Source organism: Pseudooceanicola pacificus (assembly GCF_009789075.1).
GTDB classification, from domain to species: domain Bacteria; phylum Pseudomonadota; class Alphaproteobacteria; order Rhodobacterales; family Rhodobacteraceae; genus Pseudooceanicola; species Pseudooceanicola pacificus.
Genome location: NZ_WNXQ01000009.1, coordinates 77994 through 100361, shown reverse-complemented (window position 1 = coordinate 100361; position 22368 = coordinate 77994). Strand labels below are relative to the sequence as shown.

Sequence of the window (22368 nt, the reverse complement as noted above, 5' to 3'; positions counted from 1 at the left end):
CGTTTTCCATTCGGCCTGCGTGGCCACCGAGCGCGACACTAAGGGAGTTCTCCAGAGATGCCAAAGGTGGGAATGGAGCCGGTCCGCCGCGAGGCGATGATCCGTGCGACGATCCAGGCCATCGGCGAGGCCGGATCGCTGGATGTGACGGTCAGCCAGATCGCCAAGCGCGCCGGCATGTCCTCGGCGCTGGCGCATCACTATTTCGGCTCCAAGGACCAGATCTTCCTGGCCGCCATGCGCCACATCCTCAAGGGGTTCGCCAGTTCGGTCGCGCTGCGCCTGCGCAATCTCGACACGCCCGAGGCGCGGATTCGCGCGATCATCGCCGCCAGCTTCTCGGAAGGGCAGTTCGACAAGGAGGTCGTGGCCGCCTGGCTGACCTTCTACATCCGCGCCATGCAGTCCGAGGACGTGGCCCGCCTGCTGCTGGTCTATGCCCGGCGGCTGAAGTCGAACCTGCAATACGACCTGAAAAAGCTGTTTCCCGATCACGAGGCCGAACAGGTGGCCCAGGGCCTCGCCTCGATGATCGACGGTTTCTACATCCGCCACGCCCTGCAAGAGGTCGCCCCGGACCGCGACGCGACCCAGGCGCTGGTCTGCGACTACCTCGACCTCTGGCTAGAAAGGAAGACCCACCGTGGCTGACCGGCCCAATATCCTGATCGTGATGGTGGACCAGTTGAACGGGACCCTGTTCCCCGACGGCCCGGCCCCCTGGCTGCATGCGCCGCACCTCAAGCGCCTCGCCGCCCGGTCGGCGCGTTTCGCCAATGCCTATACCGGCTCGCCCCTCTGCGCCCCCGGCCGCGCCTCGTTCATGGCGGGGCAGCTGCCGCGCCGCACCCGGGTCTACGACAATGCGGCCGAATTCGCCTCGGACATCCCGACCTATGCCCATCACCTGCGCCGGGCGGGCTATTCCACCGCGCTTTCGGGCAAGATGCATTTTGTCGGCCCCGATCAGCTGCACGGGTTCGAACAGCGCCTGACCACCGATATCTACCCCGCCGATTTCGGCTGGACCCCGGATTACCGCAAGCCGGGCGAGCGGATCGACTGGTGGTATCACAACATGGGCTCGGTCACCGGCGCGGGCGTCGCCGAGATTTCCAACCAGATGGAATATGACGACGAGGTCGCGCATTTCGCCAAGATGAAGCTTTACGACCTGGGGCGGCGCAACGACGACCGGCCGTGGATGCTGACCGTCAGCTTCACCCACCCGCACGATCCCTATGTCGCGCGGCGCAAGTACTGGGACCTCTACGAGACCTGCGAACACCTGCAGCCCGAGGTGCCCGCGATCCCCTACGAGGACCAGGACAACCACGCCAAGCGCATCTTCGACGCCAACAACTGGCGCGAGTTCGACATCACCGAAGAGGACATCCGCAAGTCGCGGCAGGCCTATTTCGCCAATATCTCGTATCTCGACGACAAGATCGGCGAGATCTTCGAGGCGCTCGAAGGCACCCGGCAGGCGGAAAACACCGCGGTGCTTTTCGTGTCCGACCACGGCGACATGCTGGGCGAGCGGGGCCTGTGGTTCAAGATGAACTTCTTCGAAGGCTCGGCCCGCGTGCCGCTGATGATCGCCGGCCCCGGCATCACCCCGGGCCTGATCGAAACGCCGGTTTCGACCATGGACGTGACCCCCACCGTGGCCGATATCGCCGGTATCGACCTGACCGAGGTCGCCCCCTGGACCGATGGCGAAACGCTGGTGCCGCTGACCCGGGGCACGCCCCGCGAGACGCCGGTGCTGATGGAATACGCGGCCGAGGCAAGCTATGCCCCGCTGGTCGGCATCCGCCAGGAGCAATGGAAATACATCCACTGCGAACTGGACCCGCCGCAGCTCTTCGATCTCGACAGCGACCCGCATGAGCAGGTGAACCTGGCCGACGACCCGGATTATGCCGAGGAATCCGCCCGTTTCGCCGCCGAGGTCGCCGCCCGCTGGGACATGGCCGCCTTTGACGCCGAAGTGCGCCAGAGCCAGGCCCGCCGCCTTGTCGTCTACGAGGCGCTGAGGAACGGCAACTACTACCCCTGGGATTTCCAGCCGCTGCAGAAGGCCAGCGAGCGGTACATGCGCAATCACATGGATCTTAACGTCGTGGAGGAAAATCAGCGCTACCCCCGCGGCGAATAAAAAGGGGGCGCTCAACGGAACAGTGAGGAAACGCGAACAATGTCTGTCGATGAAAGCCGGATGAGGATCGGCACAAGCGGAATATTCCGCGATGTGAATCCTCCGATGGCCACCCTGTCCAAGATCATCATCCTCGGCTTCGTGCTGGCCGGGGTCTTCGCTCCCGATGCGGTCGGGTCGTTCTTCTCGGGCGTCCAGTCCTGGATCAATGCGAACCTGAGCTGGTACTACATCCTGTCGATCGCGATCTTCATCTTCTTCGTCTTCGGCCTGATCTTTTCGCGCTACGGCTCGATCCGGCTGGGCAAGGATGACGACCGCCCGGAATTCAGCACCTTCACCTGGTTCTCGATGCTGTTCGGCGCGGGGATGGGGATCGGGCTGCTGTTCTGGTCCGTGGCCGAACCGATGTACCATGTGCAGAACGCGCCCTTCCTGGAACCCGGGACGGAAAACTCGATGGCCGGGGCGGTCATGGCGATGCAGGTGACCTTTCTGCACTGGGGCCTGCACGGCTGGGCGGTCTATGTGATCGTGGGCATGGCGCTGGCCTATTTCGCCTATCGCAAGGATCTGCCGCTGACGATCCGCGCCTCGCTCTATCCGATCCTGGGCGACCGCATCTACGGCTTCTGGGGCCACCTCGCCGACCTGCTGGCGATCTTCGGCACCGTCTTCGGCGTGGCCACCACGCTGGGGCTGGGCGCCGGGCAGATCCAGGCCGGGCTCAATCACCTGTTCGGCGTGCCTATGGATCCCTGGATCAAATACGTGCTGATCATGATCATCTCGGCCATCGCCACGCTGTCGGCGGTGTCCGGTGTCGGCAAGGGCATCAAGATCCTGTCCGAAACCAACATGTGGCTGTCGATCTTCATGATCGTGGTCTTCATCCTGGTCGGGCCGACCGTCTTCGTGCTGGGCTTCTTCATCACCAATGTGGGCGAATACATCGTCAACGTCATCCCGATGGGCCTCTGGGTGAATCCCGATCCCTCCTCGGGCTGGCAGGGCGCCTGGACCGTGTTCTACTGGGGCTGGTGGATCGCATGGGCACCGTTTGTCGGCATGTTCATCGCCCGCGTCAGCCGTGGCCGGACGATCCGTGAATTCGCCGTCGGCGTGCTGATCGTGCCCACGCTCATCACCTTCTTCTGGATGTCCGTCTTTGGCGGCACCGCGCTCTGGCAGGAGTTCATGCAGGGCGGCGGCATCATCGAAGCGGTGAATGCCGACATCGCCCGCCCGCTGTTCCTGATCATCGACAACTTCGGGCTGGGCTTCTTTGGCAACATCCTGTCGTTCATGGCGCTGATCCTGATCATCACCTACTTCGTCACGTCCTCGGACAGCGGCACGCTGGTGGTGACCACGCTCATCTCGATGGGCAAGGAAGAGCCGCCGGTCAGCTACCGCATCTTCTGGGGCTTTGGCGAGGGCGCGGTGGCGGCCGTGCTGCTGGCCTCGGGCGGATTGCAGGCGCTGCAGACGGCCTCGCTGGCCGCGGGGCTGCCGTTCTCGGTCATCATGTTCCTGATGATGTGGGGGCTGATGAAGTCGCTGGCGCAAGAGCCGGTGGGGCAGCGCCACGCCGTGAGCGCGGCACCGCCCTCGGCCGAACCCGCGGAGTGACGGACCGGCCCGGCGCGCGGTCACACCCGCGCCGGGCCCATTCCCATCGAAGGACTTTCAAGATGTACAAGAACATCCTCGTCGCCGTGAAACTGGAACATGCCCGCCCCGCCGCGCCGCTGCTGCGCCGCGCCGCCGCCGTCGCGGAAAAGGGCGCGGTGCTGACCGTGATGACCGTGGTCCCCGAAATATCGGATAACCTGAAGGTCCTGCCCGAGGATTCGCAGCCCCTGCTCGACAAATACGTCGACGGCTGCGACCTCGACGGGATCGAGGTCCGCACCATGCTGCGCAAGGGCTCTCCGCACCGCCTGATCCCGCAGGTGGCCGAAGAGCTCGACGCCGACCTGATCGTGATGAATTCCCACAACCCGCGCATCCGCGACTACCTGCTCGGCTCCACCGCCGGGCATGTGGTCACCCATGCGCAATGCAATGTCCTGGTCATCCGGCAGAACGCCGGCTGACCCCCCAAGAAGGCAGAAGACCCATGAGAGCGCAGCCAGAGGCGAGCCATTTCATCGCCGGCACCTATCGGCACGACGACAGCGTCGCCCCCTGGGCGGATATCTATCCCGCCACGGGCGAGACCATCGCCGAGATCCGCCCCGCCACCGCGGCCGAGATCGACGCCGCCTTTACCGCCGCCCTGGCCGCGCAGGCGGGCTGGGCCGCCCTGCCCCCGGTCGAACGGGGCCGCGTGCTGCGCCGCGCCGCCGACATCCTCCGCGCCCGCAATGCCGAGCTGAGCGAGCTGGAAACGCTCGACACCGGCAAACCGATCCAGGAGACGCTGGTGGCCGATGCCGCCTCGGGCGCCGATGCGCTGGAATTCTTCGGCGGCATCTGCACCACGCTGAACGGCGAGACCGTGCAACTGGGCGAGGACTGGGTCTACACCCGCCGCGAACCGCTGGGCGTCTGCGTCGGCATCGGGGCGTGGAACTACCCGATCCAGATCGCCTGCTGGAAGGCCGCCCCGGCACTGGCCGCCGGCAATGCGATGATCTTCAAACCCTCCGAGGAAACCCCCCTCACCGCGCTGAAACTGGCCGAGATCCTGGTCGAGGCCGGGGCGCCCGCGGGCCTGTTCAACGTGGTGCAGGGGCGTGGCGACGTGGGGGCCGCGCTGATCGCGGATCCGCGCTGCGCCAAGGTCTCGCTCACCGGCTCGGTCCCGACGGGGCGCAAGGTCTATGCCGCCGCCGCCGAGGGCATCCGCCATGTGACGATGGAGCTGGGCGGCAAATCCCCCCTGATCGTCTTTGAGGATGCCGATATCGACAACGCCGTCTCGGCCGCGATCAACGGCAACTTCTACTCCACCGGGCAGATCTGCTCCAACGGGACCCGCGTCTTCGTGGCGAAATCCATCCTTCCGGCCTTCACCGAACGGCTGGTGGAACGGACCAGGACCGCCCGCCTGGGCGATCCGCTGGATCCTGAAACGAACATCGGGCCGATGGTGTCGGATACGCAGCGCCAGAAGGTTCTGGCCGCCATCGCCCGGGGCCGCGACGAGGGGGCGGAGCTGCTCTGCGGCGGCGAGGCGCCCGAAATGGCGGGCTGGTACATCACCCCCGCCGTCTTTGCCGGTGTCACCGACAACATGTCGCTGGCGCGCGACGAGATCTTCGGCCCCGTCCTGTCGATCCTCTCCTTCGAGGAGGAGGACGAGGTGATCGCCCGCGCCAATGACACCGATTTCGGTCTGGCCGCCGGGGTCTTCACACGCGATCTGACCCGGGCGCATCGCGTGGTGTCCCGGCTTCAGGCCGGGACCACATGGATCAACACCTACAACCTCACCCCGGTCGAGGCGCCCTTTGGCGGGATGAAACTGTCCGGCGTCGGGCGCGAGAACGCCCGCGCGGCGCTGGATCACTACAGCCAGATCAAGAGCGTCTATGTCTGCATGGGCGATGTGGAGGCCCCTTTCTGATGCTTACCATCTATGGACGCGCCAATTCCTCGAACGTGCAGCTGGCCATGTGGGCGGTGAACGAACTGGGCCTGGAACACGAGCGGCTGGATTACGGCCAGGGCCATGCCTCGGCAAAGACGCCGGACTACCTGGCGATGAACCCGATGGGCCTGGTCCCGGTGTTGCGCGACGGCGATGTGACGATGTTCGAAAGCGCGGCGATCCTGCGCTACCTCGGCGCGCGCTACGGCGCGCCCGACTTCTGGCCCGCCGATCCGGCAGAGCGCGGCCCGCTCGACACCTGGGCGGAATGGGGCAAGACCACCTTTGCCCCCGCCGTGCTGCGCATCTTTGTCTACGAGGTCCGCACCGCACCGCAGGACCGCGCCCCCGCCGAGCTGGCCGCCGCCGCCAGGGCGCTGGTGCCGCTGGCGACGATCCTCGACGCGCGCATCGGCGACGGGCCTTGGCTGGGGGGCCGGGACTTCACCTTTGCCGATATCGCCTGCGGTCACATCCTGCACCGCTATTACACCCTGGTGTGGGACCGCCCCGACCTGCCCGCCCTGGCCGCCTATTTCGAGCGGCTTCAGACCCGTCCGGCCTATCGTGCGCATGCGATGGTGAACTACGACGCCCTGCGCGGCGCCTATCCCAAGGTTGCCCCCTGATGGAGGCCGATTTCGTCATCATCGGCTCCGGCTCCGCCGGGTCCGCCCTGGCCGCACGTCTCAGCGAGGACGGGCGGCATTCGGTCATCGTGCTGGAATATGGTGGCACCGATGCGGGCCCCTTCATCCAGATGCCGGGCGCGCTGAGCTATCCGATGAACATGGGCATCTACGACTGGGGCTTCAGTTCCGAACCCGAGCCGCATCTGAACAACCGCCGCCTCGCCACCCCGCGTGGCAAGGTGATCGGGGGGTCCTCGTCGATCAACGGCATGGTCTATGTGCGCGGCCATGCCCATGACTTCGACACCTGGGCCGAGATGGGCGCGGATGGCTGGAGCTATGCCGACGTCCTGCCCTATTTCAAGCGCCTGGAAAGCTGGGACAGCGGCGGGCACGGCGGCGACCCGGACTGGCGCGGGCGCAGCGGCCCGCTGCATGTCACCCGGGGCAAGCGCGAGAACCCGCTGTACCAGGCCTTTGTCGATGCCGGCGCGCAGGCCGGGTTCGAGCTGACCGACGATTACAACGGCGAGAAGCAGGAAGGCTTTGGCCCGATGGAGCAGACGGTCTGGAAGGGCCGCCGCTGGTCCGCCGCCAATGCCTATCTGAAACCGGCGCTGAAGCGGGCGAACCTGACACTGGTGCGCGGCCTTGCCCGCCGCGTGGTGATCGAGGACGGCCGCGCCACCGGCGTGGAATACGAACGCGGCGGCACGGTTGCGGTGATCCGCGCGCGGCGCGAGGTGATCGTGGCGGCCTCGTCCATCAACTCGCCCAAGCTGCTGATGCTTTCGGGGATCGGCCCGGCGGCGCATCTGGCCGAACATGGCATCGCGCCCGTGGTCGACCGCCCTGGCGTCGGCCAGAACCTGCAGGATCACCTGGAGCTTTACATCCAGCAGGAATGCACCCAGCCGATCACGCTCTACAAGCACTGGAACCTGATCGGCAAGGCGCTGGCCGGGGCGGAATGGCTGCTGTTCAAGACCGGGCTTGGCGCGTCGAACCAGTTCGAAAGCGCGGCCTTCATCCGCTCGCGCGCCGGGGTGGCCTATCCGGATATCCAGTTCCATTTCCTGCCCTTCGCCGTACGCTACGACGGCAAGGCGGCGGCCCGGGCGCACGGGTTCCAGGCCCATGTCGGGCCGATGCGCTCGCCCTCGCGCGGGGATATCTCGCTGCGCTCGGCCGATCCGAAAGAGGCCCCGCGCATCCGGTTCAACTACATGTCGACCGAACAGGACTGGGTCGATTTCCGCCACTGCATCCGCGTGACGCGCGAAATCTTTGCCCAGGCGGCTTTCGATCCGTTCCGGGGGCCCGAGATTTCGCCGGGTTCCGCCGCGCAAAGCGACGATCAGCTCGACGCCCATATCCGCGAGCACGCGGAAAGCGCCTATCACCCCTGCGGCACCTGCCGGATGGGTCGTGCGGACGATCCGCATGCGGTGGTCGACCCCGAGGCCCGGGTGATCGGGGTGGACGGGCTGCGGGTGGCGGACAGCTCGATCTTTCCGCGGATCACCAACGGCAACCTCAACGCGCCGTCGATCCTGGTGGGCGAAAAGGTGTCGGACCACGTGCTGGGCAAGACACCCCTGCCCCCGGCCAATGACGAACCCTGGCTGAACCCGCGCTGGCAGGTGTCGGACCGGTAGGGCCCGGGACGGGTGAGCCCGGCGCCAGGCCACCACTGGCCCGCCCGGCGGCGCCCGTCCGGCCCATGCGCGCATTCGGACCTGAGACCTTGCACCGGCGAGTGTCCGAAACGGCCCCCCAATGGGGTCGGGCGCCGCGCTTCGGGCTTGGCGAACGGCTCGTCGCTCCGCTCACGCCTCCAGCGCCGCCTCGTCCCGGGCGATGTCGCGGAAGGCCCGGATCAGCTTGGCGCCGCGCCTCTGGTGCAGATAGACCAGCGCCTCCTCCATCAGCAGCCCGTCGGGCGGCCGGATCGGGATCGGGACCAGCCGCGCATCCGCGCCGAACTCCGCCTGGCTGACGAAACCGATCCCGCCCCCCGCCGCCACGATCTCGCGCACCGCCTCGCGGCCCTCGGCCTCGATCGCCGGGGCCAGCACGATCCCGGCCCGCTCCGCCGCCGCCAGCAGCTTGGCACGGGTGCGCGACCCCTCTTCGCGCAGCACCAGCGGCAGACCTGGCAGATCGGACAGATGAACCTCGGACCGCTGCGCCAGGACGGAGCCGCGCGCGGCAAAGGCGACGATGGGCGACACGCCCAGGGTCGCCCCGTCGATCCCCGCCTCGCGCGGCATCTCGCCCATCACGCCCACATCGGCCTGATAGGTCTGCAACTGCGCGATCACCTCGTCGCTGTTGCCGGTCCTGAGCGAGACGCGCACCCCGGGATAACGCTCGCGGAACCGCGCCAGCAGGTGCAGCAGGTGATGCGGCGCATCCGCCACGATGCGCAGATGGCCGGTGCCCAGGGCCCGCGCCTCGGACAGGAGTTCCGCCGCCTCGCGTTCCTCGTCGAACATCCGCCGCGTGATCGCCAGCAGCCGCTCGCCCACCGGGGTCAGCGACACGCGCTTGCGGCGGCGGTCGAAGAGCAGGAGATCGTATTCTTCTTCCAGCTTGCGGACCTGGTCGGAAATCGCGGGCTGGGTCAGGTTCAACTCTTCCGCCGCGCGCGAAAATCCGCCCGAGACGGCGACATGATGAAAGGCGCGGAGCTGAACGTAACGCATATGCGACCTTCTATCGGCTGAGCTTATGTTAGCATCTTGATAAACGATTTCTCAGATGCACGGCAATATGCGACACCCCCGCCATCCGCCGCGAGAGGAGCCGCGACCATGACCGCCTTTCCCGATCCCGAACTGGGCGAGCCCTACCTGCTGACGCCCGGCCCGCTGACCACCTCGGCCGAGGTGAAACAGGCCATGCTCAGGGACTGGGGCAGCTGGGACGGAGATTTCCGCGCCATGACCGCCGAGGTCCGCCGCCGCCTGCTGGAGATCGCGGGCGACACGGCCGGCGCCTATGACTGCGTGCCGCTGCAGGGTTCGGGCTCTTACTGTGTCGAGGCGATGCTGGGCAGTTTCGTGCCCCGCGACGGCAAGGTGCTGGTGCTGGCCAACGGCGCCTACGGCCTGCGCGCGGCCGAAACGATGCGCTATCTGGGCCGCGCCTTCACCCTGATCGACAAGGGCGACTACCTGCCCCCGCGCGGGGCCGAGGTGGCGCAGGCGCTGGCCGCCGATCCGGCGATCACCCATGTTCTGGCGATCCACTGCGAAACCTCCAGCGGCATCCTGAACCCGATCCCCGAGATCGCCGAGGCCACCGCGCAGGCGGGCCGCAAACTGCTGATCGACAGCATGTCGGCCTTTGGCGCCGTGCCGCTGGATGTGCGCGACTTGCAGGTCGAGGCCTTTGTCTCGTCGGCCAACAAATGCATCGAGGGCGTGCCCGGCTTTGGCTTCGTCATCGCGCGCAAGGAGACGCTGGCCGGGGCCAAGGGCAACAGCCATTCCCTGGCGCTGGACCTGCACGCGCAATGGGCCACGATGGAAAAGACCGGGCAGTGGCGCTATACCCCGCCGACCCATGTGGTGGCCGCCTTCGTCAAGGCGCTGGAGATGCATCGCGCAGAAGGCGGCGCCCCCGCCCGGCTGGCCCGCTACACCCGGAACCGCGACACGATGGTGGCCGGCATGCGCGCCCTGGGGTTCGAGACGCTGCTGGCCGACAGCTGGCTTTCGCCCATCATCGTCACCTTCTTCTGCCCCGCCGATCCGGCCTTTGCCTTTCCGCGGTTCTACGAGCTGATGAAAGACAGGGGCTTCATCATCTACCCGGGCAAGCTGACGGTGGTCGACAGCTTCCGCATCGGCTGCATCGGGCGGATGGACGACACCGTCATGAACCGCGTGGTCACGGCCGCGCAGCAGTCACTGGCCGACATGGGCGTGGCCTCTGCCGTGCCGCCCGCCTCGGCCCTGGCCGAGCGCGCGAACCTGGCCGCGTAACGAGATCCGGAGAGACAGACATGAACGCACCCACCCGCACCCCCGTCACCGTCAACGGCCGCGCCTATCCCTGGCCCGCCGTCCCCGCCATCGCCATCTGCCTGGACGGCTGCGAACCGGCCTACCTGGACGCCGCGATCGCCGACGGGCTGATGCCGACGCTGAAACGCATCCGCGAGACCGGGACAGACCGGCTGGCGCATTCGGTGATCCCGTCCTTCACCAACCCCAACAACCTGTCCATCGCCACCGGCCGCCCGCCGGCGGTGCACGGCATCTGCGGCAATTACCTCTACGAGCCCGAGACCGGCGAAGAGGTGATGATGAACGACGTCCGTTTCCTGCGCGCGCCGACGATCTTTTCCGCCTTCCAGAAGGCCGGGGCCAAGGTCGCCATCGTCACCGCCAAGGACAAGCTGCGTGCCCTGCTGGGCGCCGGGCTGACCTGCGGCGCGGAGGGCGCGGTCTGCTTTTCGTCCGAGAAATCCGATACGACCACACTCGCGGAGCACGGGGTGGACAATGCCAGCACCTGGCTTGGCCGCCCCGTACCCGAGGTCTACTCCGCCGAGCTGTCGGAATTTGTCTTTGCCGCCGGGGTCAAGCTGCTCAAGGAGCGCCGCCCGGACGTGATGTACCTGACCACCACGGATTACATCCAGCACAAGTTCGCCCCGGAAGATGCGGAAGCGAAAGCCTTTTACAAGATGTTCGACGGCTATCTGGCCGAGCTCGACGCCCTGGGCGCCGCCATCGTGGTGACCGCCGACCACGGGATGAAACCCAAGCATGACGCCAATGGCGACCCGGCGGTGATCTATGTGCAGGACCTGCTGGACGACTGGCTGGGCAAGGCCGCGGCCCGTGTCATCCTGCCGATCACCGACCCCTATGTGGTGCACCACGGCGCGCTTGGCGGCTTTGCCACCGCCTATCTGCCCGAGGGTGCCGACCGCGCCGGGATCGTCCGCCGCCTGTCCGACCGGCCCGAACTGATCGCCGTGCTGACCCGGGAAGAGGCCGTGGTGCATTACGAACTGCCCGCCGACCGGATCGGCGACATCGTCATGATCTCGTCCGAGAACATGACCATCGGCACCTCGGCCGACCGCCACGACCTGGCCGCGCTGAAGGAACCGCTGCGCTCGCATGGCGGGCTGACCGAACAGACCGTGCCATTCATCGTGAACCGCGTGCTGGGCGACCTGCCCGCCGCGCCGACGCTGCGCAACTTCGACGCTTTCTACTTCGCCACCGTGGCGGCGGCAGGCAAGGCATGAAGGACGCCCGCAGCCCCCGGCACGAGCCGATGCGCATCGCCGGGCGCCGCGTCGACTCTGACGCGGTGATCGAGGTGCGCTACCCCTGGGACAATTCCGTGATCGGCACGGTGCCCGCCGGCACCGCCGCCCATGCCCGCGAAGCCTTCGAGATCGCAGCGGCTTACACCCCGAAGCTCACCCGGTACGAGCGGCAGCGCATCCTGCTGCGCACCGCCGAAATCCTGGCGGAACGGCGCGAGGATCTGTCCGAGCTGATCACGCTGGAGCTTGGCATTTCCCGGGCCGATGCGCGTTACGAGGTCGGCCGCGCCTGCGATGTCTACACCCTGGCCGGGCAGCTCTGCCTGCGCGAGGATGGCGAGATATTCGACTGCGACATCACCCCCCAGGGCAAGGCGCGCAAGATCTTCACGATGCGCGAGCCGTTGGGCGTGATCTCGGCGATCACCCCGTTCAACCACCCGCTCAACATGATCTCGCACAAGATCGCCCCGGCCATCGCCACCAACAACTGCGTCGTCGCCAAGCCGACCGAGCTGACGCCGATGACCGCGCTGGTGCTGGCCGATATCCTCTACGAGGCCGGGCTGCCGCCGCAGATGCTGTCGGTCATCACCGGCTGGCCCGCCGATCTGGGCGACGAGATGATCTGCAACGAGCATATCGAGCTGGTGACCTTCACCGGCGGCGTGCCGGTGGGCAAGCTGATCGCGTCCAAGGCGGGGTACAAGCGCAAGGTGCTGGAACTGGGCGGGAACGATCCGCTGATCGTCCTGAACGACCTGGATGACGCCGACCTGCGCCGCGCCGCCGACCTGGCGGTGCTGGGGGCCACCAAGAACTCGGGCCAGCGCTGCACCGCGGTCAAGCGCATCCTCTGCCAGGACAGCGTCGCCGACCGTTTTGTCGAGATGGTCGTCGAACGGGCCAGGGCGATCCGCTTTGGCGACCCGATGGACGAGGCGACGGAGCTGGGCTGCGTCGTGCATGCCGAGGCCGCCGCCCTGTTCGACGCCCGCGTCAGTCGCGCGGCCGAAGACGGGGCCGAGGTGCTCTATCACCCCGGCCGCCAGGGCGCCCTGCTGCCGCCCATCGTGCTGGACCGCGTCGATCCCGCCTCAGAGCTGGTGCGCGAAGAGACCTTTGGCCCGGTGATCCCGGTGATCCGCGTCCCCGACGACGACGCGGCTGTGATGGCGATTTCCAACGGCACGGCCTTTGGTCTGTCCTCGGGTGTCTGCACCAACGACTTCCGCCGGATGCAGGCCTATATCCGCGGCCTGAATGTCGGGACGGTGAACATCTGGGAGGTCCCCGGCTACCGCATCGAGATGTCCCCCTTTGGCGGCATCAAGGACAGCGGCAACGGCGAGAAGGAAGGCGTGCAGGAGGCGATGAAGAGCTTCACCAACGTCAAGACCTGGTCCATGCCCTGGGAAATGTGAGCGGGCGGGCCCGGCTCAGATCTCCGGCGGCGGCGCACCCGCCCCCGGCGTAATGCTGGCGGGTTAGGCTCCGGTCTCCGGTCTCCGGTCTCCGGTCTCCGGTCTCCGGTCTCCGGTCTCCGGTCTCCGGTCTCCGGTCTCCGGTCTCCGGTCTCCGGTCTCCGGTCTCCGGTCTCCGGTCTCCGGTCTCCGAAGGATTGGCCGCAGGCCACGCCGCTTGCAAGTGCCGGATTGGCCCGCCCGATTTCCGGCTTTGGCCTGCCGCGGCCCGGCCGTCACCCGGCCCGCAACCGCCTCACGCCCCGAGCGCCAGCCCGGTCAGGCGTCGGTCGCGTCTCTCTGTCATCCGGTCGATCAGCCGCCGGGCCATCCGGCTCACCTCGGCTGCATGGGCCGGGTCGCCGGCCAGATCCCGCGTCTCGCCCGGATCGGCCGCCAGATCGAACAGCATCGGCGCAACGCCCCCGCCGAAATGCACGTATTTCCAACGCTCCTCGCGCAGAACCACGGCCCCGGCGCTGTCCAGCCCCACCCCCATCGACTGCATGAAGCGCGTCGGCTGCACCGGATGGCCGAAATCGGCCTCCATCAGTACGGCGTCGCGCCAGTCCGCGACCGCCTCGCCCCGGGCGAAGCCCAGCAAGGAGCGCCCGTCCATCGCCGGGGGCACCGGCAAGCCGATCCAGTCCAGCACCGTGGGCGTCACGTCCACCGACTCGGTCAGCGCCGTCACCCGGCCCCCGGGCGCAGCGCCCGGCACCCGGATCACCAGCGGCACGTGAAAGGCCGCGTCAAAGACGCTTTCCTTCCCCCACATCCGTTTCTCGCCCAGCATCTCGCCGTGATCGGCGGTCAGCACCACCAGGGTGCGCTCTGCCTGGCCCGTGGTCTCCAGCCAGTCCAGCACCCGGCCCAGATGGGCGTCCACCTCGGCGACCAGCCCCAGGTAGACCGCCCGCAGCTCCTGTGTCAGGGCGTCGGACATGCCGGCGTTGTTCCCGTCATGGCCGTGGAACAGGAACATCCCCACGTTCCGGGAAAACCACGCATCGACAAAGGGATGCGCGGGCGCGCCCCGTTCGGGCAGCGGCAGGCCGGCAGGGTCGATCATCGCGTTGTAGGGCGCGGGCGCGATCAGCGGAGGATGCGGGCGGATATAGGTCAGATGCGCGAACCAGTCGCGATCCGCCCGGATCGACAGCGCCTGCAGCGTCCGGTCCGTCAGATAGGCGGTGTCGGAATGCTCGGCCGGATAGGGCGCGGGATCCGAGGGGCGCCCCTGCCCCGTGGGCACATAGATCGAGGGCCAGCCGTCATCGCGCATCGTCACGTCGATACCCTGCGCGGCCAGATGCGCGGGCCATTCGCGCCCCGCCTCCAGCCGCATCTCGACCAGCTCGCGGAACCCCGGGGCCACGCCTTCGTAGACGGCCAGATCCGGGTCCTCCGGGTCCATCCCCGTCGGGTCGGGGGCGATGTCGGTATAGCCGAACAGCAGCGGCTCGTAGCCCGCCTTGCGCGCCTCGGTCGCGATGGTCGCATGGTGACGGGCCAGAGGCGTGCCGTTGCGGATCGCCCGGTGGTTCATCGCGTAAAGCCCGGTCAGCAGCGAGGCGCGCGCCGGGCCGCAGGGCACCGTGACGGTGAAATGCCTTTCGAACAGCGTGCCCCCGGCCGCCAGACGGTCCATGTTCGGCGTCGGGCAATGGGCCGCCAGCGGACCGGACAGCACCGCGGCCACACATTGATCGAGCGTTATCAGCAACACGTTGCCGGGACGGGTCTTGCCTGTCATCGAATTCACCGCATCTGGTTGGCCAAAGGATATCCCGTATGCCCGAGCTCGCCTACCGCAGACCCGTCCCGGAAGACCTGCATTTCGTCGCGGATCTGTTCTCCCGGCCCGAGGTCGTGGCGCACCGCCCCGACCCGGAGCCCGATCCCCCCGCCATCAGCGCCGACCGGCTGGCCCGCGACATCGCCCATTGGGAGCGGCACGGCTATGGCCGCTGGACGGTGACGGAAGGCGGATGCCACGTGGCGCTTGGCGGGGTGACCGCCATCGCGGATACGGACGAGGTGAACATCTCGTACCACGTGCACCCCGATTGCTGGCGGCGCGGCATCGCGGGGGCGGTGGCCGCCCATGCCGTGAGCCATGCCTTCACCGTGCTGGGCGTGCCACGCATCCGCGGGCTGGTGCGCGAGGCGAACCCGGCCTCGGCCCATGTGCTGCTGAAACTGGGCTTCCTGCGCGCGGGCGTGATCGAGCATGCGGGCCAGCCCACGGTGAAATACCTGCTCGACCATCCCTGACCCGTCAGGCGGTGGTGGTGGCCGGGGCCGGGGCGGCAGCGGTGCGGGTGAAATCGAACTCTTCGGCGAAGTGACAGGCCGCCATATGGCCCGGCGCCACCTCGCGCAGCTTGGGGCGCGAGGCCTTGCAGGCGTCGCGGGCCAGGCGGCAGCGGGTGTGAAACTTGCAGCCCTGCGGCGGATCGGCGGGCGAAGGTATCTCGCCCTCCAGCTTCTCGGCCGTCTTGGGCGCGTCCGGGTCCAGCGAGGGGATCGCCGAAAGCAGGGCCGAGGTATAGGGATGGCGGGGCCGGGCGAAGAGGCTGCGCGTCGGCGCGCTTTCCACGATCTGACCCAGGTACATCACCGCGACATGGTCGCAGACATGGGCCACCACCGAAAGGTCGTGGCTGATGAACAGAAAGCTGATCCCCATGTCGCGCTGGATCTGCTTGAGCAGGTTCAGCACATCGGCCTGGATCGACACGTCCAGCGCCGCGACGCTTTCGTCAGCAACGATGAAGCGCGGCCCCGAAACCAGCGCACGGGCGATGGAAATCCGCTGCCGCTGCCCGCCGCTGAAGGCATGGGGAAAGCGGCGCAGGTGTTCGAGGTTCAGCCGGCACTTGGCCGCGATCTCGCGCACGCGCTCGTCGGTTTCGGCACGGTTGCGGGTAAGCTTCATCACCTCCAGCGGCTCGGCGATGATGTCCCGCACGGTCATGCGGGGGCTGAGCGCGGCGTAGGGGTCCTGAAAGATCAGCTGCGCCCGCTTGCGGTAATCCTTGAGCGCCAGGCCCTCGATCTCGCGCAGGTCGTGGCTGACCTCGTCGTCGCGGTAAAAGACTTCGCCGTCCGAGATCGGCGCGGCCTTGAGCAGCGCCCGCCCCAGGGTCGTCTTGCCCGATCCGCTTTCCCCGACGAGGCCGAAGAAGGACCCCCTGCCGATCTTCAGCGAGATGCCGTCGACCGCGTTCAGATAGGATTTGTTGCCGAACAGCGTACGCCCCAGCGGGTAGGAGACGTAAAGCTCCCTGGCTTCGATCACCGGATCATGGCTCATGCAGACACCTCCGTGGCGGGCAGGCCCTCGGCATAGTGGCAGGCCACGGTATGGCCGTCGGGCAGGCTGCGGGGTTCGGGCGTGACGCGGTCGCAATGGCCCGCGCGGGCGATGGAGCAGCGGGTGTGAAAGACGCATCCCGCGGGCCGGTTCAGCGGCGAGGGAATGTCGCCGGGCACCGGGGTCAGCTCGGCCTCCAGGTCTTCGAGCTTGGGCAGCGCGTCGATCAGGCCCCGGGTATAGGGGTGTTTCGGGTCGCGGATCACCTGCCGGACGGTGCCGGTTTCCACGATCCGGCCCAGGTACATCACCGCCACCCGGTCCGCCGTCTGCGCGATCACGCCCAGATCGTGGGTGATGAACAGGATGCCCATGCCGAATTCGGTCACGAGATCCGTCATCAGGTCGATGACCTGGGCCTGGATGGTGACGTCGAGCGCGGTCGTGGGTTCATCCGCGATCAGCAGTTTCGGACTGGTGGAGAGGGCCATTGCGATCATCGCCCGCTGCCGCATGCCGCCCGAGAATTCGAATGCGAACTGGTCGAAGCGTTTTTCGGGCGCCGGGATGCCGACCCGGCCCAGCATCTCGATCGACAGGTCCCGGGCCGCTTTCTTGGACAGTTTGGTATGGATCAGCAGCTGTTCCACCATCTGGTCGCCCACGGTGATCGCGGGCGCGAAAGAGGCCATCGGCTCCTGAAAGATCATCGAGATCGCGCCGCCGCGGATCTTCTCCATGTCGCGTTCGCGTTTCAGCTTGAGCACCTCGGTCGACTGGCCGTCGGCGGTCAGCGTGATGGTCGAGCGCTCGCCGTAGACCGTGTTCCCGCCGTTGAGCCGCATCAGCGCCTTGGCGGTGACCGACTTGCCCGAGCCGGATTCCCCGACAAGCCCGAGGACCTCGCCGGGGGCGATGTCGAAGCCGACATCCTCGACAGCGGTGATCAGGCCCTCGTCGGTCTTGAAGCGGATGGCGAGGTCGCGGACGGAGATGAGGCTCATGTGCGGGCCTCCGGTTGGATGCTGTTGGGGTTTCGGATTTCCCGGGCGACAGACGGCGGCGTATTTCGGATGGAGGAACAGCCCTCAACACCCATCTTGGCACGGGCGACCAGCCCGGGCCGCGCCCGGCCCTGCGCTTCGCGCGCTCGGTCCTGCGCTTCGCGCGCTCGGTCCTCAAACGCGCCACCGGCGCGTTTGCGAGACGGACCTCGCCCCTCCCCCCGGGAGGGCGCTTTGGCGATGTCATTCGCGGCAGGACCGTAGTCCGAAGCTTTCGAGACAAACCGCTGAAGCTCGACCCGGTCGAAGCGCCCAGCCAGGGTGGGGCGCGGCCCTCTGCTCTGCGGTTCCGACGTCTTGAACACGCTCATTTCCGCGTCCCCGCGTAAGGGTCCGCTGCGTCGCGCAGGCCGTCCCCGACATAGACGAAGGCCATCACCAGCGCGATGAAGAACAGCACCGGGATGAAATACCACTGGTAGTTCAGCAGCACATCCGCCGAGGTCGTGTTCTGCAGCATCACCCCCAGCGAGTTCACCGGATCCTTGAGCCCCAGCCCGATGAAGGACAGCGCGGTTTCCGACAGCACGATATAGGGAAAGGAGATCACCAGATCGACGATGATATAGGAGGTGAACGAGGGCAGCAGGTGCTTGCGGATGATATGCCCTGCCGGCGCGCCCTGCAGCTGCGCGGCCAGCACGTATTCCTGGTTCCGCTCGACCAGCAGGTGGGTGCGGACCCTTCGCGCCAGGGTGGGCCAGTTGATGAAGCCGATGATGATCGAGATGAAGAAGAACCGCATCTCGGAGGACCATTCCTGCGGGATGAAGGCCGCAATGGCCATGAAGAGCGGAATGATCGGCACCGTCCGGATCGCATCGGTGACCATCTGGATCACCCCGTCGATCATGCCGCCGAAATAGCCGGCCACCCCCCCGATGATCAGGGACAGGACAAAGGAGATCAGAACCCCCAGCGTGCCGACCGCCAGCGAGGTGTAGATCGCATGCAGCGTGCGCGAGAAGATGTCCTTGCCGGTGTCGTCGGTGCCGAAGAGGTGGATGAACCCCTTGTCCACGCCGAAGAGGTGGGTGTCGAAGGTGAAGGGGCCGACATCGTAGGTCCAGCCCTTGGTGAAGAACTGCAGGTAGCGGCGTTCATCGGTGTCGATGGTCGTCACCCATCGGAAGTTGGTGGCGATGGAGCGCTCGCGCTTCACCCCGTAGATGAAGGGGCGCAGCGAGCAGCCGTTGTCGTCGCAGAAGCGCGGGATCTGGGGCGCGCCGTTGGTGTAGTCCTTGTCGCGGCCCGCGATGGTGGGATCGTGCGGCGACAGGAACGGGGCGAAGACGCCCATCATCACCAGCAGGGCGAGGATCATGCCCGCGATCATGGCCGAGCGGTTCTTCCTGAAGCGGGCCCAGATGAGCTGTCGCTGGGAGGCGGTGAAATAGGCCTCGCGCGCGCGGCGCTCGACGGCGTCCTCGGTCTCGACGATGGCGACGTCGGGGCCGGTGGTCTGGCTGTCCATGGTCATGGGCGGGCCTCCGGGTGCGGGGCAACATGGGGCCGGGCGCCGCGGGCGCCACGGCCGGGGAGAGGGGGGCTGTCTGCCCCCCTCTTGCACCTGCGGTGCAATTCACCCCCCGAGCATATTTCCGGCAAGAGGAAGGGGCGGGCGTGGTGCGGGGTCCGGCTCATGCGCCCACCACGGATTTGCGCACGCGCGGGTCGATCAGGGCGAGCGCGATATCGGTGATGAAGTTCAGCCCGACGATGGTGGCGGTGAGCAGGAAGATGATGGCGCCGGCAAGCTGCTGGTCGTTGGAGCGGGCCAGCGATTCGAGCAGGAGGGAGCCGGCTTCGGTCAGGGTGAGGATCAGGGCCACGATGGGCAGTTCGTTGAAGATCCGGTTCAGGTCGAAGCCCAGCGAGTTGATGATGGGCCCGAGCGCATGGCGGGCCGGATAGCGCCAGAGCAGCCGGCGGCCGTAGAGGCCCCGGGCGCGGGCGGCTGTGACATAGAGCTTGCCGTTCTCGTCCAGCATCAGGGCGCGCACGGTCTGCAGGGCAAAGGCGGTGGCGGACCAGCCGAGGATGAAGACCGGCAGCCAGGCGCGCGACAGGAAGTCGAGCAGCTTGGCGAAGCTCCACGGCGCGTCGCGATAGGCCGACGAGAAGAGCCCGGTCATCGAGTCCCCCCAGAAGACCGTGGATATCAGCATGATCATCAGCGCCAGCAGGAAGTTCGGCATGGCGAGGCCGAGGTAGCTGACGAAGCGGAGGGAGCCGTTCAGGAGTTCCGAATTCGATGAGGCGGACAGGATCCCCACCGGTATCGCGATGAGATAGGCCAGGATCAGCGAGGCGAGGCAGATGGCGGCGGAGATCGCGAACTTGTCGCCGAGCAGGCGGTTGATGTTCACGCGCAGGATGCAGCTGTCGCCGAATTCGCCCTTGAGGAAGACATTGCCGACCCAGGAACCCCAGCGGACCACGAAGGGCCGGTCGAGACCGAGGCGTTTCTCTTCGGCCTCGATATCGGCGACCGAGATGCGCTGGCCCTGGGTGTTCTTGAAGGCGAGATAACGTTCCGCGCAGGTGCCGGGCACCAGCTCCATCAGCGAGAAGACGATGAAGGAGACCAGCAGCAGGGTGAACAGCGCCATCGAGGCGCGCAGCGCGGCGAATCTGAGGAAGTTCAGCATGGTGTCCCCTGTCGGCCTCTGCTTGCCCTCTGGCGGGGCGGGCCCTGGGGCACGGGCGGCGGAGGTGCCGCCCGTGCCGATGTCACGCTCGGACCCGCGGGCCCGGCCTTATTCCGAGAGGTACCACTGCGCGGGCAGGTACGGGAACGTGCGGTAGTACTCGTAGCTCTGCGTCTTGAACTCGGTGAAGTTCTTCAGCGCATTGCGGTGGTAGATCACGTTGGGCGCCTGGACGGTGCCGATGAACAGCAGATGCTCGGCCATAGCCTTGGCGATCTTGTTGCCGTATTCGCCCTGCTCTTCGGACCCGGGCATCGCGCCCTGGAACGAGGCCGTGTCGGCGGCCATCTGGTTGACCCATTCCGGCGGCTGGACACCCGAGGCACCGTTGGTGTCGTTGTATTCCGCCCAGAGCATCGCGGTCCGGTGGCTGAAGTAATCGCCGAAGGGCGGCTGGAACAGCAGGTTCACGCCCATCACGATCGGCACCGGCTGACCCTGTTCCCACATGCCCACGTCGAGCTGGTTGGAGGACTGGGCCGAGCGGTATTCGTCGGGCGTCACCTCTTTCACCGTGGTCTGCACGCCCACATCGGACCAGTACTGGCCGACCAGTTCCACGACCTCGCCGCCCAGACCCTGGGTGGAGAACTGCATGTTCAGCACGATCTTGTCGCCCGAGGGCAGTTCGCGGAAGCCGTCGCCGTCGGTGTCGACCATGCCGATTTCATCCAGCAGGGCCTTGGCGGCTTCGGGGTCGTATGCGGTCTTGTACTTGTCCAGACCCTCCTCGACGAAGCCGGGGGTGGGCGAGAAGCCGATGTATTGCTTGGGCTCGCCCTGGCCGAAGAAGGCGACCTCGTTCAGCTCGTCCCGGTTGATGGCGATGGACATGGCCTCGCGGAACTTCAGGTCGCCGAAGACGGCGCGCTTGTTCATGTCCTCGGCGGTGACGTTGAACGAGAAGATCGGCATCGCGATGGTCGGCGCCAGCTGGACGGTGAAATCGCCCTTTTCCTGGTTTTCCAGCAGGATCGGCGCGGCGCCCAGGGTCAGCGACTGCGACTTGTAGTCGGCCTCGCCGTTCACCAGCTTGAGGATGCGCACCTCGTTGTCATTGGCGTAGAGCTCGTCCTGGCGCGAGATGTAGGGCAGCTGGTTGCCCGCCGTGTCGACCATGAAGAAATAGGGGTTGGCGACCAGCTTGCGCCCCTCGGTCGTGTCGGTGATGTAGAGGTGGCTTTCCAGCGTCGGATAGGTCGCCTTGGGCAGGCAGCCGACCTCGTCGGGGCTGTTGAGCATCGGCGTCGGCGTGTCGGTCCAGTCCGAGTTGCCGTAATAGGCCGCGATCACCGCCAGGCCGTTGTCGAAGCCGCAATCGGCGGCCAGCTTGTCAGCCTCGGGGTTTTCCTTGGCGTAGTACATGCCCAGGAAATGCTTGGGCAGGAAGGCCTGCGCGTAGGAGGTCGCGAAATGGGCCAGCAGGCCCGGCTTGGGCGAGGGCAGGTTGAAGATCACGGTCTCGTCGTCGGGCGTTTCCACCGTCATCGGCTCGCCCGCCACAAGGTTGTAATCCTTGGGCTTTTCATAAATCTCGGGGTCGAGCGAGATATCATAGTAGAACTTCACGTCGGCCGAGGTGAAGGGTTCGCCATCCGACCATTTGTGGCCCTTGCGCAGCTTGAAGGTCAGCTTGGTGAAATCGTCGTTCCATTCCCACGACTTGGCCACGTTCGGCACGATGGTCTGCAGGTCGTCGGCATAGCGCACCAGGTTCACGTGACGCACCGAAAGGAAATCCGATGTCCCGGCCTCGGTCGCGTTGGACAGGGCGCGCAGCGTGCCGCCGTACTGGCCGATCGCGTCATAGGGCACGACAACCAGCGGCTCGGCGGGCAGGCGCTCGGCCACCGGGGGCAGGCTTTCCGGGTTGCCCTTGATCTCGCCGTTCAGCGCGGCGATCTCGGGGTTTTCGGCAAAGGTCATCTCGCAGCCGGCGGCCGCTTCGAATTCGCTCAGGTCATATTGTTGCGGATAGGCCCCGGAGGCCACGCCGCCCATGTCGGTCTGCGTGATCGAAGGGCATTCGGCAGCGGCCATGCCCGCCATCAGGCAGGTGGCGGCTGTCGAAAGCAGCAGCGTTCTGGTGTGTCTGGTCATAGGATTGCTCCGTTCCTGTTGGAT

General features: G+C 66.9%; 18 protein-coding genes. 11 read left to right on the top strand and 7 right to left on the bottom strand.

All coding sequences use genetic code 11. The features are described 5' to 3' along the window. The first annotated feature begins 57 nt into the window (after positions 1-57). The 7 genes from betI to betA all read left to right on the top strand — a co-directional run bounded on the left by betI (position 58) and on the right by betA (position 8049). On the top strand, positions 58-651 hold the full coding sequence (gene betI, locus GLS40_RS14650) for a transcriptional regulator BetI (RefSeq protein WP_160383489.1): 594 nt from the start codon (positions 58-60) through the stop codon (positions 649-651). Continuing rightward, positions 644-2161: a choline-sulfatase gene (betC, locus tag GLS40_RS14645; protein ID WP_160383488.1), complete on the top strand. Its 1518-nt coding sequence runs from the start codon at positions 644-646 to the stop codon at positions 2159-2161. Before betI ends, betC begins: the two co-directional genes overlap by 8 nt. A gap of 39 nt (positions 2162-2200) precedes the next feature. Next, positions 2201-3793, top strand: coding sequence for a BCCT family transporter (locus GLS40_RS14640; protein WP_235905943.1), 1593 nt, complete (start codon positions 2201-2203; stop codon positions 3791-3793). Between the two features lie 62 nt (positions 3794-3855). Beyond that, positions 3856-4260, top strand: coding sequence for a universal stress protein (locus tag GLS40_RS14635; RefSeq protein WP_160383487.1), 405 nt, complete (start codon positions 3856-3858; stop codon positions 4258-4260). Between the two features lie 23 nt (positions 4261-4283). Then, positions 4284-5735 (top strand): betaine-aldehyde dehydrogenase, encoded by a 1452-nt coding sequence (gene betB, locus GLS40_RS14630; protein WP_160383486.1) that lies wholly within the window; start codon positions 4284-4286, stop codon positions 5733-5735. Beyond that, the gene (locus GLS40_RS14625) at positions 5735-6388 is read left to right on the top strand and encodes a glutathione S-transferase family protein (protein WP_160383485.1); all 654 of its coding nucleotides are present in this window, start codon (positions 5735-5737) and stop codon (positions 6386-6388) included. The genes betB and GLS40_RS14625 overlap by 1 nt, the downstream gene beginning before the upstream one ends. After that, a complete protein-coding gene (gene betA, locus GLS40_RS14620) occupies positions 6388-8049 on the top strand; it encodes a choline dehydrogenase (protein WP_160383484.1) in 1662 nt (553 codons plus the stop codon). The genes GLS40_RS14625 and betA overlap by 1 nt, the downstream gene beginning before the upstream one ends. A gap of 171 nt (positions 8050-8220) precedes the next feature. Here the strand turns inward: betA and GLS40_RS14615 are convergent, their stop codons facing one another. After that, positions 8221-9099: a LysR substrate-binding domain-containing protein gene (locus tag GLS40_RS14615; RefSeq protein WP_160383483.1), complete on the bottom strand. Its 879-nt coding sequence runs from the start codon at positions 9097-9099 to the stop codon at positions 8221-8223. A 108-nt stretch (positions 9100-9207) separates the two neighbouring features. On the opposite strand from GLS40_RS14615, the gene GLS40_RS14610 reads away from it, so the two are divergent. The 3 genes from GLS40_RS14610 to phnY are packed head-to-tail and all read left to right on the top strand — an operon-like array spanning position 9208 to position 13111. Next, on the top strand, positions 9208-10383 hold the full coding sequence (locus tag GLS40_RS14610; protein WP_160383482.1) for a 2-aminoethylphosphonate--pyruvate transaminase: 1176 nt from the start codon (positions 9208-9210) through the stop codon (positions 10381-10383). Positions 10384-10403: 20 nt separating this feature from the next. Beyond that, positions 10404-11663: a phosphonoacetate hydrolase gene (gene phnA / locus GLS40_RS14605; protein ID WP_160383481.1), complete on the top strand. Its 1260-nt coding sequence runs from the start codon at positions 10404-10406 to the stop codon at positions 11661-11663. Continuing rightward, positions 11660-13111, top strand: a complete 1452-nt coding sequence (gene phnY / locus GLS40_RS14600; protein WP_160383480.1) for a phosphonoacetaldehyde dehydrogenase — start codon at positions 11660-11662, stop codon at positions 13109-13111. The genes phnA and phnY overlap by 4 nt, the downstream gene beginning before the upstream one ends. A gap of 295 nt (positions 13112-13406) precedes the next feature. On the opposite strand, the gene GLS40_RS14595 is transcribed toward phnY, so the two are convergent. Continuing rightward, the gene (locus tag GLS40_RS14595; RefSeq protein ID WP_160383479.1) at positions 13407-14906 is read right to left on the bottom strand and encodes an alkaline phosphatase family protein; all 1500 of its coding nucleotides are present in this window, start codon (positions 14904-14906) and stop codon (positions 13407-13409) included. 38 nt (positions 14907-14944) lie between these two features. Between GLS40_RS14595 and GLS40_RS14590 the strand changes: the two genes are divergently transcribed. Beyond that, entirely contained in the window at positions 14945-15427 is a 483-nt protein-coding gene (locus tag GLS40_RS14590) for a GNAT family N-acetyltransferase (protein WP_160383478.1), read from the top strand. Positions 15428-15431: 4 nt separating this feature from the next. On the opposite strand, the gene GLS40_RS14585 is transcribed toward GLS40_RS14590, so the two are convergent. From GLS40_RS14585 to GLS40_RS14565, 5 genes are all read right to left on the bottom strand, one after another. After that, positions 15432-16469: an ABC transporter ATP-binding protein gene (locus tag GLS40_RS14585; RefSeq protein WP_160383477.1), complete on the bottom strand. Its 1038-nt coding sequence runs from the start codon at positions 16467-16469 to the stop codon at positions 15432-15434. After that, positions 16466-17473 carry an ABC transporter ATP-binding protein gene (locus GLS40_RS14580; RefSeq protein ID WP_160383476.1) on the bottom strand — a complete coding sequence of 336 codons (1008 nt, stop codon included), beginning with the start codon at positions 17471-17473 and terminating at the stop codon, positions 16466-16468. The genes GLS40_RS14585 and GLS40_RS14580 overlap by 4 nt, the downstream gene beginning before the upstream one ends. A gap of 367 nt (positions 17474-17840) precedes the next feature. Continuing rightward, positions 17841-19007: an ABC transporter permease gene (locus tag GLS40_RS14575; RefSeq protein WP_160383537.1), complete on the bottom strand. Its 1167-nt coding sequence runs from the start codon at positions 19005-19007 to the stop codon at positions 17841-17843. 166 nt (positions 19008-19173) lie between these two features. Next, positions 19174-20184 carry an ABC transporter permease gene (locus GLS40_RS14570; protein ID WP_160383475.1) on the bottom strand — a complete coding sequence of 337 codons (1011 nt, stop codon included), beginning with the start codon at positions 20182-20184 and terminating at the stop codon, positions 19174-19176. 108 nt (positions 20185-20292) lie between these two features. Further along, a complete protein-coding gene (locus GLS40_RS14565; RefSeq protein WP_160383474.1) occupies positions 20293-22344 on the bottom strand; it encodes an ABC transporter substrate-binding protein in 2052 nt (683 codons plus the stop codon). Positions 22345-22368: the final 24 nt, after the last annotated feature.

What these genes read in the sequence shown, in the direction of transcription:
- betI (WP_160383489.1), top strand. Translation starts at nt 58, where the DNA reads ATGCCAAAGGTGGGAATGGAGCCGGTCCGCCGCGAGGCGATGATCCGT.
- GLS40_RS14640 (WP_235905943.1), top strand. Translation starts at nt 2,201, where the DNA reads ATGTCTGTCGATGAAAGCCGGATGAGGATCGGCACAAGCGGAATATTC.
- GLS40_RS14635 (WP_160383487.1), top strand. Translation starts at nt 3,856, where the DNA reads ATGTACAAGAACATCCTCGTCGCCGTGAAACTGGAACATGCCCGCCCC.
- betB (WP_160383486.1), top strand. Translation starts at nt 4,284, where the DNA reads ATGAGAGCGCAGCCAGAGGCGAGCCATTTCATCGCCGGCACCTATCGG.
- GLS40_RS14625 (WP_160383485.1), top strand. Translation starts at nt 5,735, where the DNA reads ATGCTTACCATCTATGGACGCGCCAATTCCTCGAACGTGCAGCTGGCC.
- betA (WP_160383484.1), top strand. Translation starts at nt 6,388, where the DNA reads ATGGAGGCCGATTTCGTCATCATCGGCTCCGGCTCCGCCGGGTCCGCC.
- GLS40_RS14615 (WP_160383483.1), bottom strand. Translation starts at nt 9,099, where the DNA reads ATGCGTTACGTTCAGCTCCGCGCCTTTCATCATGTCGCCGTCTCGGGC.
- GLS40_RS14610 (WP_160383482.1), top strand. Translation starts at nt 9,208, where the DNA reads ATGACCGCCTTTCCCGATCCCGAACTGGGCGAGCCCTACCTGCTGACG.
- phnA (WP_160383481.1), top strand. Translation starts at nt 10,404, where the DNA reads ATGAACGCACCCACCCGCACCCCCGTCACCGTCAACGGCCGCGCCTAT.
- phnY (WP_160383480.1), top strand. Translation starts at nt 11,660, where the DNA reads ATGAAGGACGCCCGCAGCCCCCGGCACGAGCCGATGCGCATCGCCGGG.
- GLS40_RS14595 (WP_160383479.1), bottom strand. Translation starts at nt 14,906, where the DNA reads ATGACAGGCAAGACCCGTCCCGGCAACGTGTTGCTGATAACGCTCGAT.
- GLS40_RS14590 (WP_160383478.1), top strand. Translation starts at nt 14,945, where the DNA reads ATGCCCGAGCTCGCCTACCGCAGACCCGTCCCGGAAGACCTGCATTTC.
- GLS40_RS14585 (WP_160383477.1), bottom strand. Translation starts at nt 16,469, where the DNA reads ATGAGCCATGATCCGGTGATCGAAGCCAGGGAGCTTTACGTCTCCTAC.
- GLS40_RS14580 (WP_160383476.1), bottom strand. Translation starts at nt 17,473, where the DNA reads ATGAGCCTCATCTCCGTCCGCGACCTCGCCATCCGCTTCAAGACCGAC.
- GLS40_RS14575 (WP_160383537.1), bottom strand. Translation starts at nt 19,007, where the DNA reads ATGGACAGCCAGACCACCGGCCCCGACGTCGCCATCGTCGAGACCGAG.
- GLS40_RS14570 (WP_160383475.1), bottom strand. Translation starts at nt 20,184, where the DNA reads ATGCTGAACTTCCTCAGATTCGCCGCGCTGCGCGCCTCGATGGCGCTG.
- GLS40_RS14565 (WP_160383474.1), bottom strand. Translation starts at nt 22,344, where the DNA reads ATGACCAGACACACCAGAACGCTGCTGCTTTCGACAGCCGCCACCTGC.